This is a genomic window from Flavobacteriales bacterium (assembly GCA_016715895.1).
Taxonomy (GTDB): Bacteria; Bacteroidota; Bacteroidia; order Flavobacteriales_F; family PHOS-HE28; genus PHOS-HE28.
Genome location: JADJXH010000003.1, coordinates 1,049,821 through 1,062,194, shown reverse-complemented (window position 1 = coordinate 1,062,194; position 12,374 = coordinate 1,049,821). Strand labels below are relative to the sequence as shown.

The following is a 12,374-nucleotide window of genomic DNA, read 5'->3' as shown; positions in this document are numbered from 1 at the left end:
GCCTTCGGCGGATACCGCATCTTCGCAACGCCCATGAACATCCTCCTGCTCCACGGCGCGCTCGGTACCAAACGCCAGCTCGCTTATCTGGCCGACAGCCTTGACCATGCCACCTGCCGCAGCCTCACCTTCACCGGGCATGGGGAGGACGAAGTGCCGGCCGATGGGCTTTCCTTCGAGCACTTCCTGCGTGACATGGATGCCGCCTTGGAGAAGGTGGATGCCCCGGTCCATCTTTTCGGCTACAGCATGGGTGGCTATGCGGCCCTCCTTTGGGCCGCGCGACATCCCGGCCGCGTGGCCTCCGTGGCCACCCTGGGCACCAAGCTCGTGTGGACGACCGAAGGACTCCAGAAGGAGTTGAAGAAGCTCGACCCGCAGCTGATCGAGGAGAAGGTGCCCGAGTTCGCCATGGGGCTCGCTTCCGCGCACGGCCCCGCGCGATGGAAGGACCTGGTGAAGCACACCGCCGAGCTCATGACCCGCCTGGCCAGCGCGCCGCTGCTCACCGATGAGGTGCTGGCCGCCATCGAATGCCCGGTGCTGCTGATGGTGGGGGACCGCGACACGACGGCCGTGCCGGAGGACACGTTGCTCACCGCACGCAAGCTGAAGGATGCCGGTGTGATGGTCCTCCCGCGCACCCACCACCCGTTCGAGGATGTCGACCTCGACCTGCTGATCACCCAGCTCTCCCGGTTCTGGGAGGGGATGGAAGGCGGGTGAGCCTACCGTTCACGACGGGGTGGTCGCCAGCCGGACAGCACCATGTAGTAGCGGCGGTGCTCCGGGCTCACCTGGGCCTCGTTCGTGCGCAGTTCACCTGATGCCGTGGGACGATCGCGGTTCCGCACCACCCGAATGGCCTCCACGGCGAGGTGGTTCTCCGGTCCTTCGAAGGTCTCACCGATGGTGTAGGTGCCGAGGCGCACCGTGTCGCCGGGTGCCAACGTGTGCGCTGCAGGACCCGGCGCAGGGGAGGGGTGCGTGACCTGCACCCGCACCCTGGCCGCGTGCCGTGTGGCGTTCACCACGAACACCTCGTTCACGAACAGCTTCTGGCAGATGGCCACCTCCGGCACCCGCACCGGATCCTCCGTGGGGCCCACCGGCTCCACCGGCGCGGTGAAGGTGGTGCCGGGCCGAGGGATCACGTGCAGGTCATCATGCCCCTGCTCGCTGAAGCCCGTGCGGTCGCCCTGGTCGTCGAAGGTGGTCGTGCTCCGGTACCACTGGATCCCGGCATCGGGCGCATCGCTGAACTCGGCCTTGCGCACCGCCCCGTTCGGGTGGTACTCGAAGTGCACCGAGGCATGCCCGGCGATCCGGCGCGTGTGGTGGTCCACGATCACCGTCCCGTCACGCTTGAAGGCCCGGCTGCGGCCGAAGCGGCCGTCCTTGTCGGTCCATTCCAGCGTGCTCACCTGACCCGTGGTGAAGTAGTGCTGCACCACACGGCCACTATCGGTGTCGATGGTGCGTACGCGACCCTGCCCGTGGAGTGCGGTGAGGGTGGCGAGGGTGGCGAGAAGGGTGAGAGCGCGGCTCATCGGATGGCGCTTTCCAAAGACCACGCCAAGCCATGGAACCTTGGGTACGTCAACAAGGCACCATTCTCACCATGCTCACCGTTCTGCCCGTTCTCACCACTTTCTCTTTCTCCCCATCTTCACGCCGTGAAAGCGAAGAAGATCCAGAAGCTGCTCGTCGCCAACCGGGGAGAGATCGCGCTCCGTGTGATGCGCAGCGCCCGCGAGATGGGCATTTCCACCGTGGCCGTGTTCTCCGAGGCCGACCGCCATGCGCCCTTCGTGCGCTTCGCCGATGAGGCCGTGTGCATCGGTCCCGCGCCCAGCAAGGAGAGTTACCTGGTGATCGACAAGTTGGTGCAGGTCTGCAAGGACCTGAAGGTCGACGCGGTACACCCGGGCTACGGCTTCCTCAGCGAGAACGGGGCCTTCGCCCAGGCGCTTGAGAAGGCCGGCGTGACCTTCGTGGGCCCCACGCCCCACGCCATGAAGGTGATGGGTGACAAGCTCGCCGCCAAGGAGGCCGTGAAGGCCTTCGGCGTGCCGCTCGTACCCGGCACCGAGGGCGCCGTGAGCGGCTTGGAGGAGGCCATGAAGGTGGCGAAGACCATCACCTTCCCGATCCTGATCAAGGCGGCGGCGGGCGGCGGTGGCAAGGGCATGCGCGTGGTGAACGCCGAGCCCGAGCTGAAGGAGAGCCTGGAACGCGCCATCAGCGAGGCGCAGAACGCCTTCGGCGACGGCAGCGTGTTCATCGAGAAGTACGTGGCCGGCCCGCGCCACATCGAGGTGCAGGTGATGGCCGACACCCATGGCAACGTGTGCTACCTCTTCGAGCGCGAATGCAGCGTGCAGCGCCGCCACCAGAAGGTGGTGGAGGAGGCCCCCAGCGCGGTGCTCACCCCCGAGCTGCGCAAGCGCATGGGCGAGGCCGCGGTGAACGTGGCAAAGAGCGTGGACTACGTGGGCGCCGGCACGGTGGAGTTCCTGCTCGACGAGCAGCGCAACTTCTACTTCATGGAGATGAACACCCGCCTGCAGGTGGAGCACCCCGTCACCGAGATGATCACCGGCCTCGACCTGGTGAAGCTGCAGATCCGCGTGGCGGAAGGGGAGAAGCTGCCCTTCACGCAGGAGGACCTTGCCATCAACGGCCACGCCATCGAGATCCGCGTGTACGCCGAGGACCCGGCCAACAACTTCCTGCCGGACATCGGCACGCTCACCACCTACCGCCCCCCGCAGGGTCCCGGTGTGCGTGTGGACGACGGCTTCGAGGAGGGGATGACCATCCCCATCCATTACGACCCCATGATCGCCAAGCTGATCACTCACGGGGCCACGCGGGAGGAGGCCATCGCGCGGATGGAACGGGCCATCGACGACTACGCCATCGGAGGCGTGGAAACGACTCTGCCGTTCTGTCGGTTCACCATGGGGCATGAGGCGTTCCGCAGTGGGTCGTACGACACGCACTTCGTGCGCGATCACTTCCGTCCCGAGGTGCTGGACGGCACGGACCCGGTGGAGGCGCGCGCCGCTGCGTCCATCGCGGCCATGCTGCTGGACGGGCGCTCGGGGGCGGCCGTGGTGGCACCTGCCGTCGCGGATGCCGTGTCGCTGTGGAAACTTCGGAGGCGCTAAGCGGGTAGAAGGGGCAAGAACGGCCCCACCTTTGCGTTGTTCCGACGTCCACAATGGGGGTCCCATGCCCAGACCCGTCACGCTTGCCTTGTTCCTGTTGATGTGGCTGCCGAAGGTCGCCGCACAGGAGCGCTCGCCCTACCCGTTCATCACCCTGCGGGTGGAGGATGGTGATACCGTGCCCACGATCCTGCTCCCTGAGAAACGCGTCGAAGGCTTCACCAGCGCCCGGGCCCGGCGCCAGGCCGCGCGCTACGACCGGCTGGTGCGCAACGTGGTGAAGGTGTGGCCCTATGCCCGGGTCAGCGCGGAACTGTTGGAGCAGTATGGGTATGAAGTGGCCGCGATCACGAGCGACCGGCAGAGGGACCTGTACATGAAGCTTGCGGAGGCGGAGCTGCGTGCCGAGTTCGAGGCGGAGATCACCGACCTCACCATCACCCAGGGCGGCATCCTCATCAAGCTCATCGACCGGGAGACCGGAAGCACCGGCTACGATCTGGTGAAGCAGTTGCGCGGCGGCTTTCAGGCCTTCATCTGGCAGGGGGTGGCGAAGCTCTTCGGCAACGACCTGAAGGACGATTACGACCCGCTCGGCGAGGATGCGATGATCGAGCAGATCGTGCTGCGCATCCAGGCCGGCGAGCTGGCGGTGGCCGCGCGGGAGGCGCGCACCCCGAAAGCCACCGCGCGGCTCGAGAAACGAAAGGCCCGGCTGTTCAAGCGCTACGGCCTTACGGCCTCCGATCGGGTGCATTGACCGGTCGTCCCGACCTGCGGCTCACCCCGGTCGGAACCGGCGCAGCATCACATGGTCGTCCATCACGAAACCCTCCCCGATGTCGAGCACCTCATCGCGTTCGATCGTGAAGCCGTGGCGCTGGTAGAACGCTTTCGCCGGGTTGTGCCTGTTCACGTTCAGCTCCACGGCGGCATCACCGGCCTTCATGGCCTCCAGCAACATGGCTTCGAGCAGGGCGTGTCCCGCACCCTTCCCCTTCACCTCGGGCAGCACGTACAGCTTGTGCAGCCGTGATCGCCCGGGTCCGTATCCGTGCTCGAACCCTGCGAACCCGATGACGCGGCCCTCCTGCTCGGCGACAAGGAACCGGTGCCCCATCGGCCCGAACTGCTCCTCCAACGCCGGCGTTCCGTACATGAGGTCCAGCATGTAGGCGATCTGTGACGGGCTGATGATGCCGGTGTAGGCCACCGGCCAGCAGGCGTGGGCGATGCCCTGGATCACCGGGATGTCGGCCGGTGTCGCCTCGCGGATGTTCACTTCGCGAACGCGGGTGCAACCACCAGGTCCTTGCTGCCGGCGGTGTACCGGTAGAAGCCCTCACCGCTCTTCACGCCCAGCTTGCCTGCGGTCACCATCTGTACGAGCAGGGGGCAGGGGGCGTACTTGGGGTTGCCGAAGCCCTCGTGGAGCACGCGCAGGATCGCCAGGCAGGTATCCAGCCCGATGAAGTCCGCCAGCTGCAGTGGTCCCATGGGATGCGCCATGCCCAGCTTCATCACCGTGTCGATCTCGGCCACGCCACCGATGCCCTGGAACAGGGTCTCGATGGCCTCGTTGATCATCGGCATCAGGATCCGGTTGCTCACGAAGCCCGCCTGGTCGTTCACCTCCACCGGCACTTTGCCGATCGCGGTGCTCAGGTCCATGATGGTCCTGGTGACCGCATCCGTGGTGTCGTAGCCGCGGATCACCTCCACCAGCTTCATCACCGGCACGGGGTTCATGAAGTGCATGCCGATGACGTCGCCCGCACGGTGGGTGGCGGCGGCGATGCGGGTGATGCTGATGCTGCTGGTGTTGGTCGCAAGGATGCAGCCCTGGGGGGCATGCGTATCGATGTCGCGGAAGATCTTCAGTTTCAGGTCCACGTTCTCCGTGGCGGCCTCCACCACCAGGTTTGCGGTGCGCACGCCTGCAGCCATGTCGGTGGTGGTGGCGATGTTCGCGAGGGCCGCCTGTTTGCCTTCCTCGGTGAGGCCGCCCTTGGCCACCTGGCGGTCCATGTTCTTCGCAATGGTGGCCACGGCCTTGTCCAGCCTGTCCTGCGCGATGTCGATGAGGGTGACCCGGTATCCACCTTGCGCGAACACGTGGGCGATGCCATTGCCCATCTGGCCGGCACCGATGACGGAGATGTTCATCTTTTCGATCTATAGGGGGACGAAAGTAGCGGACAGTGCCCGGCGTACGGTCCTCCCTGTAACAGTGGACAGTGGGACAGTGGACAGTACCACAGTTGACAATGGGCAGCGGGCGGGCACTGTTGCACGTTGGACTGTGCGTGGGCACTGTCGTGCGTAAGCCCGTGGGAGAGCACTGTCACGCGGTGGTATTGCGGGCAGGCACTGTCGCGCGTTGGCCCGTGCGCAAGCACTGTTGCGGACAAGGATGTGCGTAGGACTACTTCCCGTCGCCCTTGAGCATGATGATGACCGTGTAGGCGAGGATCTTGAGGTCCACCGCGAGGCTCATGTTCTCGATGTAGAGGATGTCGTATTTGAGGCGGCGCACCATCTGCTCCACGTTCTCGGCGTAGCCGAACTTCACCTGACCCCAGCTCGTGATGCCGGGGCGGACCTTATGCAGGTGGCGGTAGTGGGGGGCCACCTCCATGATGCGGTCGATGAAGAACTGGCGTTCGGGACGCGGTCCCACCAGGCTCATGTCACCCTTCAGCACGTTCCAGAACTGCGGCAGTTCGTCCAGCCGGGTGCGACGCAGGAACCGGCCGATGGGGGTGATGCGTGGGTCGGTGGAGCTGCTGAGCTGCGGGCCGGCCTGCTCGGCATCGGCCACCATGCTGCGGAACTTGATGATGCGGAAGGGTTTGCCGAACCGGCCGATGCGTTCCTGGCGGAAGAAGATGGGGCCTGCGCCGGAGGACCGAACGAGCACGGCGATGACCAAGAGCACCGGAGAGAGCAGCAGCAGTGCGAGACCGCTGAACACGATGTCGACCAACCGCTTCAAGGCGAACTGCCACGCCGGCATGATCTGGGGGTTCACCTCGATCAGCGGCGCACCGAAGATGCTCGTCATCTTCACGCTCCCGGCCATGATGTCGTACATGTCGGGGATGATCTTGATCCGCACGTTGGTGCCCTCCAGCTCGTTGATGATGCGGCTGATGTGCTCGTGCTCACTGCTCTCCACGGCGATGATCGCCTCCTCCACCTGGTTCTCGGCGATCACGCGGCGCAGCTCCGTCCACTTGCCCAGGCGCGGCAGGCCCGTGGTGCCCAGCTGTTGATCACCGCCGTTCACGCTCACGAATCCCACGAACCGGTTGCCCGGGCTCTTGCGCATGCCTTCGATCTCCTGATGGATGGCCACCGCCCGTTCATTCCCACCCACCAGTACGGTGTTGAAACCGATGCGCCGCTCGTGCACCATGCGCACCGTGCGGCTGGTGAGCAGGAACCGGGGCAGGAACGTGAGCCCGAAATGGAGGCCGAAGAGCACCACGAAGGAGCGGGAGAGGTAGGTGCCATCGGGCACCTCATCATCCAGCAGCAGGGCGAAGAAGATCACCACCACGCCGAGCACGCTGATCAGCAGGGTCTGCCCAAGCTCCTTCGTGCGGAACCGCCGGAAGATGTCCGTGTAGCCGCCGATCATGGTGTACAGGCCCAGCCAGAACAGCGGGATGACCACCAGCCCGGTCAAGTAGTTGCGGTCCAGTTCCACCGGGACCGGATGGCCGAAGGTCAGGGGTTCCAGGACGGTCTTCCGATACAGGTAGAACAGGGTCCAGGCCGTGGCGGCCGAGAGGACGTCGGAAAGCACGTAGCGGATGACCTGGGCGCGTCGGTCCATGCTTCAGGTCAGCGGTGCACGACCTTGAGATCGTCCAGGTAGATGGTCCCGCTCGTGGCGCCATCCACGAGCTGCACTTCGATGTAGAAGCGCCTGTTGGTGATCCCCGGTGCGTTGAACAGGCTGCTCAGGTCCACATGGATCTTGGACCAAGGCATGCCTCCATCATCCCGCAGGGTGGGTGCCACATAAAGGTAGGGCAGGTCGATGGGGCTACCGCCTCCGCTGGGGTCCATCAGGCCGCCGATCAGGAACCGATGGTCACTGCGCCGGTCGATCTCCAGGAACACCGCGCCGTTCGGGGTGAACGCATCGCTGCTCACCATGCGGACATAGGGCCTGGCAGGGTCCACATGGATGAGTCCCGCACCGTTCCCCGTGAGCACCAGGGCCGGATCGTTGACCAGGACCATCGTGGTGTCGCTGTCCGCGCTCCGCGTGAACTTGAACCCGGGGTCCTCGAAGCCCTCGATCCAGTACACGTTGCCCGGGAAGTAGGTGAACGCCGGGTCGATCCTCACCGTGGCGCCTTTCGTCAGGTCCACCGCGCCCGACCAGGTGTCATAGAACGGATATTGGATGCGATCGTCCCGTATACCGTTCCTTGGGATCCCCGCGATGAGCTTGATGACGACCGGGCCCTCGCGCAGGACCGGCAACCGTGAACCGGACTCCCACACCCCGAGTGCTTTGTCATCCACGAACACCCAGAGGTCGGTGATGCGGTTCGAACCGGTGCCCTCGGTCAGCGGATCGGTGACCACCGAGACAGTGCCCAACTGGAGATAAGAAGCCTCCTTGTCGCCCTTGGTGCAGGAACCCAGCAGCGCCAGAGCGACGGATCCGAGGAGGGTGGTGGAGCGCATGGGCCGATGGGTTATAACGCGGGCTAGGAGGGGCCTGGTATGTGGCCGGACGGTACCACCCGCCGCAGGTTCTCCTGCATTCGCTCCAGGATGCGGTGCGCCAGCTCCAGCGCGTTGAGACCATCCTGGATGGTGACCGCCGGGGTGGCGCCTGAGCGGACCGCGCTGGCGAACGACCGCAGCTCCTCGCGGATGGCGTTGATCGATGGTACCTCGGGCTTCTCGAACTGGATCGCCCGCCTGCCCTTGTCGCCCCCGAGGTCGAGCGTGATCGCGAAGGGATCGGGTTCCCCCGTTACGGCCTCCATGCGCACGATCTCCGTCTCCTTGGCGAGCATGTCCACGGAGATGTACGCGTCCCGCTGGAAGAAGCGCATCTTCCGCATGTTCTTCAAGCTGATCCGGCTGGCCGTGAGGTTGGCCACACAGCCATTGGCGAACTCGATGCGCGCGTTCGCGATGTCGGGAGAATCGCTCACCACGGCCACTCCGCTCGCGTGCACGGCCGTCACGGCGGAACGCACGGTGCTCAACACCAGGTCCAGGTCGTGTACCATCAGGTCGAGGATCACCGGCACATCCGTGCCGCGTGGGTTGAACTGTGCCAGCCGGTGACCCTCGATGAAGAGGGGCTCCTTCAAACTGGGCACCGCGGCCTGGAACGCCGGATTGAACCGCTCGACATGCCCCACCTGGACGCAGAGGCCTGAAGCTTCGGCCATCCGCACCAGCTCACGACCCTCCTCCACCGTGTTGGCCAGGGGTTTCTCGATGAACACATGGCGACCTTGGGCCAAGGCCTGCATGGCGCAGGCATGATGGCTCAGTGTCGGGGTCACGACGTCCACCAGTTGCGCGGCCTCGATGACCGCGTCCACCGAGCCCAGGGCGGAGATCCCGAACTCCGCATGTACCGCCGCGCACTTCACCGGGTCAGGGTCGTGGAAGCCCACCACCTCCAGGCCCTCCACCGTCAGGGCCTGTTGGAGGTGGATGCGCCCCAAATGGCCGGCCCCAAGGATCCCGATGCGCAAACGGTTTTCCGACATGCTGCCTGTTGAAAGCGGCGCGAAAATAGGCCCCGGTCCCGTGGAGGGGGCTTCTACTTTTGCGACGATGACCTTGCGGGGTGATGATTACCGGTCCCAAGGGGCCCGGCGGAAGTTGGTACAGGAGCTGCGGACCAAGGGCATCAGCGCCGCGGCCGTTCTCGACGCCATCGGACAGGTGCCGCGGCATTTGTTCTTCGAGGACAGTGCCCTTCGGCTTCATGCCTACGAGGACAAACCGTTCCCGATCGGGTGTGGCCAGACCATTTCGCAGCCGTACACCGTGGCGTTCCAGACCCAGTTGCTGGAGGTGCGTCGCGGGGATCGGGTGCTGGAGGTGGGCACCGGGAGCGGGTACCAGACCGCCGTGCTGGCGGCCCTGGGTGCGAAGGTGTGGAGCGTGGAGCGGCACAGGCCACTGTACCTCACGACCCGCACGCGCCTGGAGTCCTTGGGCTACAAGGCCGCCCTGTATCATGGGGATGGCTTCCAGGGGTTGCCGGCCTATGCGCCGTATGATCGGATCCTGGTCACCTGTGGTGCGCCTTTCGTGCCCGAGCCATTGGTGGACCAGCTGCGCGCAGGAGGGGTGCTCGTCATTCCCGTGGGGGAGGGGCCGGTGCAACGCATGGTCCGCATCCGACGGATGGACGACGTCTCGATCAACCGCGAGGAGCATGGCGACTTCCGCTTCGTACCGATGCTCGCCGATCGTCAGTAGTCGACGAACTACACTTCTTCTGGCCTGAACTTGGTAGTGTCAGAACCGGGGCTATCTTCGCCCCCGAATTCTCCGGTCGAACACGTGATGAGGCTGACCAAGGCGATGAACGGATCGATGGATCAACAAAAAAGTGTTGATATCCACCTCGATTGTTAATAGCTTTGCCGCGCCTCGGACCTACCTTTGACCGGGAAGGACCGTGAGTATCAACGAGAAGCACACGTAAAACCAAAACGTTCGTCATGAGAAAGACTGTACTGTTCGCTGCAGCGATCTCCGCCGCTACGGCAGTGACCGCCCAAACGGGCGAGATCACCAGCAACCGCGGTGAGAATTGGCTGTCCCAGGATGGTGATTGGGGCCTGACCATCGACGCCACCCCGTTCATCGGCTATGCTGGCAACCTGTTCAACGGGACCACGGGCAATGCCGTGCCGAGCTGGATCTCCGCCAGCACATGGGATCCGTACAACTGGTCCGGTGGTGGTGACGAGGGCGCTTTCGGTAGCGTGACCCGTGCCGTGATCGGTGTGAAGAAGCTGAAGAACGCCAACACTGCGTTCCGTGGCCGCCTGCGCCTGGGCTTCTACAGCCACAAGGAGACGGTCCTCGTTCCCGATGCGGGTTCGACCGACCCGAACGCCACTGTGGAGAACTCCACCAAGTGGGGCGGCAACACGATCCAGATCGGTGTGGGTCTCGAGAAGCGTGTCGGCAGCACCCGCGTGGTCGGTGTGTACGGCGCTGATCTGAACTTCGGCATCGCTGGCCAGAAGAAGAGCTTCGAGTATGGCAACAGCCTGGAGAACACGGGTTCGCGCATCACCGAGGAGAAGATGGGCGGTGCCCTGATGGTGGGCCTGAACGCCTTCGTGGGCGTGGAATGGTTCGTTGCTCCGAAAGTTTCCCTCGGTGCTGAATACGGCTGGGGCCTGATGCTCGCCAGCAAAGGCTTCAACACCACGAGCTGGGACCGCGCCGCTGGCGACAACGGCCCTGGCGAGATCGAGGGTGGCACGAAGGTGAACGACTTCGGTGTGGACACCAACAACAACGGTGTGTCCATCAACATGAACTTCTACTTCCAGTAAGGAGTCCCTCCTGCGGAACAGGAAGCCCCTGCCGCAAGGCAGGGGCTTCTTCATTTCAGATACCTTGCTGCCATGCTGCCTGTGCTCTCCGCCGAGCAGGTCCGCTCCATCGATCGATCGACGATCGAACGGGAGCCGGTGGCGAGCCTCGACCTGATGGAGCGCGCGGCGAAGGCGTTCACCACGGCGTTCCTGCTGGCCCACGGTCGTTCTCCGCGCCCGGTCCTGGTGGTGTGCGGTCCTGGGAACAATGGAGGTGATGGACTGGCGATCGCCAGGCTGCTGGCCGGTCGCAAGTGGCCCGTCCGTGTGCTGTGCCCTTACGATCCGACCAGGGCCACAGCGGACAATGCGATCAATCTCAGGCGATTGAAAGAACTCCCGGTCGACGTGTTGATCGGTGCGCACCGATCGATCCCGCCCATCGTGCCTGGTGAAGTGGTGATCGATGCCTTGTTCGGGACCGGGCTGGACAGGCCGCTCGCGGGTCACTTCCTGAAGCTGGTTAAGGACTTGAACGCGCGCGGGGCTCGGGTCTTCTCCGTGGACCTGCCTTCGGGTGCGTGGGCGGACGGAGGTCCTGATGATCGGTCCGCGATCGTGCAGGCCGAGTGGACCTGCATCTTCCAGGTGCCCAAGCCCTTCATGGTCCTACCGGAGCACTCCGGTTCGTGTGGTGAATGGCAGATCGTGGACATCGGTCTGGACAAGCAGGCGATCGCCTCCTGTGCCAGCCTGCACCACCTCGTGGAACCCGGTGATGTGAGCAGGCGGCTGGCCAACAGGCCCCGGAATGCCCACAAGGGATCCTTCGGACACGCGCTGATCGTGGCAGGTGGTCAGGGGCATCTGGGTGCGGCGGTGATGGCCACAGCCGCCGCGACCCGCAGTGGTGCCGGTCTGGTCACGGCCTTTGTCCCTCCGGGCGGGGCCCAGGCGATCCACTGCACCGTACCCGAGGCGATGGTCGTCGAAGATGGGCCCATGCCGTTCCTGAGCTCCCGCGTCCCCGAGGGTCGATGGTCCGCGGTAGGGGTCGGCCCCGGCATCGGCCAGAGCGAGGCCACCGTCCACGTCCTGGATGAGCTGATGCGCACCTTCAAGGGGCCGATCGTGTTCGACGCGGACGCGCTGAACATCCTGGCGGCCACACCCGGTATGCTCGGATCCGTGCCTGCCGGTTCGGTGCTCACTCCCCATCCAGGCGAAGCGGACAGGCTGTTCGGTGCGTCGATCGATACCCGCGAGCGGATCCGGAGGGCGTCAGCCTTCGCGCAGCAGCGGCGCGTGGTCGTGGTGTTGAAAGGGGCGAACACCGCCATTTGCCTGGCCGACGGAAGGGTGCTGTACAACGCTACCGGGAATGCCGGACTGGCCAAAGGCGGATCCGGTGATGCCCTTACCGGTCTCATCACAGGATCACTGGCCCAAGGGCTGTCGGCGGAGGATGCTGTGGTGGTTGGCGTGTGGGTGCATGGGCTGGCCGGGGATCTGGCCGCCGCGGAACTGGGTCAGGACGGGATGACGGTGATGGATGTGATCCGGGCTGTTCCTAATGCATATAAGCGGGTGAAGGAAGGAGAGACTTCGCAGAAGAAGGTGTGATCATTTCCTGACCGACATATGTATG

Annotated in this window: 12 protein-coding genes; 6 read left to right on the top strand and 6 right to left on the bottom strand. The window is 64.8% G+C overall.

All coding sequences use genetic code 11. The features are described from left to right. Nucleotides 1-33: 33 nt before the first annotated feature. On the top strand, nt 34-726 hold the full coding sequence (locus IPM49_04930; protein MBK9273870.1) for an alpha/beta fold hydrolase: 693 nt from the start codon (nt 34-36) through the stop codon (nt 724-726). Between the two features lie 2 nt (nt 727-728). Here IPM49_04930 and IPM49_04925 read toward each other — a convergent pair whose 3' ends face one another. Further along, nucleotides 729-1,550, bottom strand: coding sequence for a hypothetical protein (locus IPM49_04925; protein ID MBK9273869.1), 822 nt, complete (start codon nt 1,548-1,550; stop codon nt 729-731). A gap of 3 nt (nt 1,551-1,553) precedes the next feature. Between IPM49_04925 and accC the strand changes: the two genes are divergently transcribed. Together accC and IPM49_04915 are read left to right on the top strand one after the other, a co-directional pair. After that, the gene (gene accC / locus IPM49_04920; protein ID MBK9273868.1) at nt 1,554-3,173 is read left to right on the top strand and encodes an acetyl-CoA carboxylase biotin carboxylase subunit; all 1,620 of its coding nucleotides are present in this window, start codon (nt 1,554-1,556) and stop codon (nt 3,171-3,173) included. Nucleotides 3,174-3,237: 64 nt separating this feature from the next. Further along, the gene (locus tag IPM49_04915) at nt 3,238-3,933 is read left to right on the top strand and encodes a DUF4294 domain-containing protein (protein MBK9273867.1); all 696 of its coding nucleotides are present in this window, start codon (nt 3,238-3,240) and stop codon (nt 3,931-3,933) included. 21 nt (nt 3,934-3,954) lie between these two features. On the opposite strand, the gene IPM49_04910 is transcribed toward IPM49_04915, so the two are convergent. From IPM49_04910 to IPM49_04890, 5 genes are all read right to left on the bottom strand, one after another. Beyond that, nucleotides 3,955-4,455: a GNAT family N-acetyltransferase gene (locus IPM49_04910; protein ID MBK9273866.1), complete on the bottom strand. Its 501-nt coding sequence runs from the start codon at nt 4,453-4,455 to the stop codon at nt 3,955-3,957. Continuing rightward, nucleotides 4,452-5,339 (bottom strand): 3-hydroxybutyryl-CoA dehydrogenase, encoded by an 888-nt coding sequence (locus IPM49_04905; GenBank protein ID MBK9273865.1) that lies wholly within the window; start codon nt 5,337-5,339, stop codon nt 4,452-4,454. The genes IPM49_04910 and IPM49_04905 overlap by 4 nt, the downstream gene beginning before the upstream one ends. Before the next feature lie 259 nt (nt 5,340-5,598). Next, nucleotides 5,599-7,014 carry a sugar transferase gene (locus IPM49_04900; GenBank protein ID MBK9273864.1) on the bottom strand — a complete coding sequence of 472 codons (1,416 nt, stop codon included), beginning with the start codon at nt 7,012-7,014 and terminating at the stop codon, nt 5,599-5,601. A gap of 8 nt (nt 7,015-7,022) precedes the next feature. Beyond that, the gene (locus IPM49_04895) at nt 7,023-7,880 is read right to left on the bottom strand and encodes a hypothetical protein (protein ID MBK9273863.1); all 858 of its coding nucleotides are present in this window, start codon (nt 7,878-7,880) and stop codon (nt 7,023-7,025) included. A gap of 23 nt (nt 7,881-7,903) precedes the next feature. Continuing rightward, nucleotides 7,904-8,929, bottom strand: coding sequence for a Gfo/Idh/MocA family oxidoreductase (locus IPM49_04890; protein MBK9273862.1), 1,026 nt, complete (start codon nt 8,927-8,929; stop codon nt 7,904-7,906). A 67-nt stretch (nt 8,930-8,996) separates the two neighbouring features. Here IPM49_04890 and IPM49_04885 point away from each other — a divergent pair, with 67 nt between their 5' ends. The 3 genes from IPM49_04885 to IPM49_04875 all read left to right on the top strand — a co-directional run bounded on the left by IPM49_04885 (nt 8,997) and on the right by IPM49_04875 (nt 12,349). After that, nucleotides 8,997-9,650, top strand: a complete 654-nt coding sequence (locus tag IPM49_04885) for a protein-L-isoaspartate(D-aspartate) O-methyltransferase (GenBank protein MBK9273861.1) — start codon at nt 8,997-8,999, stop codon at nt 9,648-9,650. A gap of 245 nt (nt 9,651-9,895) precedes the next feature. Further along, nucleotides 9,896-10,744 carry a hypothetical protein gene (locus tag IPM49_04880; GenBank protein MBK9273860.1) on the top strand — a complete coding sequence of 283 codons (849 nt, stop codon included), beginning with the start codon at nt 9,896-9,898 and terminating at the stop codon, nt 10,742-10,744. A gap of 72 nt (nt 10,745-10,816) precedes the next feature. Beyond that, nucleotides 10,817-12,349, top strand: a complete 1,533-nt coding sequence (locus IPM49_04875; protein ID MBK9273859.1) for an NAD(P)H-hydrate dehydratase — start codon at nt 10,817-10,819, stop codon at nt 12,347-12,349. The last annotated feature ends 25 nt before the right edge of the window (nt 12,350-12,374 follow it).

Coding starts and splice junctions, on each gene's coding strand:
- IPM49_04930 (MBK9273870.1), top strand. CDS start 34: ATGAACATCCTCCTGCTCCACGGCGCGCTCGGTACCAAACGCCAGCTC.
- IPM49_04925 (MBK9273869.1), bottom strand. CDS start 1,550: ATGAGCCGCGCTCTCACCCTTCTCGCCACCCTCGCCACCCTCACCGCA.
- accC (MBK9273868.1), top strand. CDS start 1,554: ATGGCGCTTTCCAAAGACCACGCCAAGCCATGGAACCTTGGGTACGTC.
- IPM49_04915 (MBK9273867.1), top strand. CDS start 3,238: ATGCCCAGACCCGTCACGCTTGCCTTGTTCCTGTTGATGTGGCTGCCG.
- IPM49_04905 (MBK9273865.1), bottom strand. CDS start 5,339: ATGAACATCTCCGTCATCGGTGCCGGCCAGATGGGCAATGGCATCGCC.
- IPM49_04900 (MBK9273864.1), bottom strand. CDS start 7,014: ATGGACCGACGCGCCCAGGTCATCCGCTACGTGCTTTCCGACGTCCTC.
- IPM49_04895 (MBK9273863.1), bottom strand. CDS start 7,880: ATGCGCTCCACCACCCTCCTCGGATCCGTCGCTCTGGCGCTGCTGGGT.
- IPM49_04890 (MBK9273862.1), bottom strand. CDS start 8,929: ATGTCGGAAAACCGTTTGCGCATCGGGATCCTTGGGGCCGGCCATTTG.
- IPM49_04885 (MBK9273861.1), top strand. CDS start 8,997: ATGACCTTGCGGGGTGATGATTACCGGTCCCAAGGGGCCCGGCGGAAG.
- IPM49_04880 (MBK9273860.1), top strand. CDS start 9,896: ATGAGAAAGACTGTACTGTTCGCTGCAGCGATCTCCGCCGCTACGGCA.
- IPM49_04875 (MBK9273859.1), top strand. CDS start 10,817: ATGCTGCCTGTGCTCTCCGCCGAGCAGGTCCGCTCCATCGATCGATCG.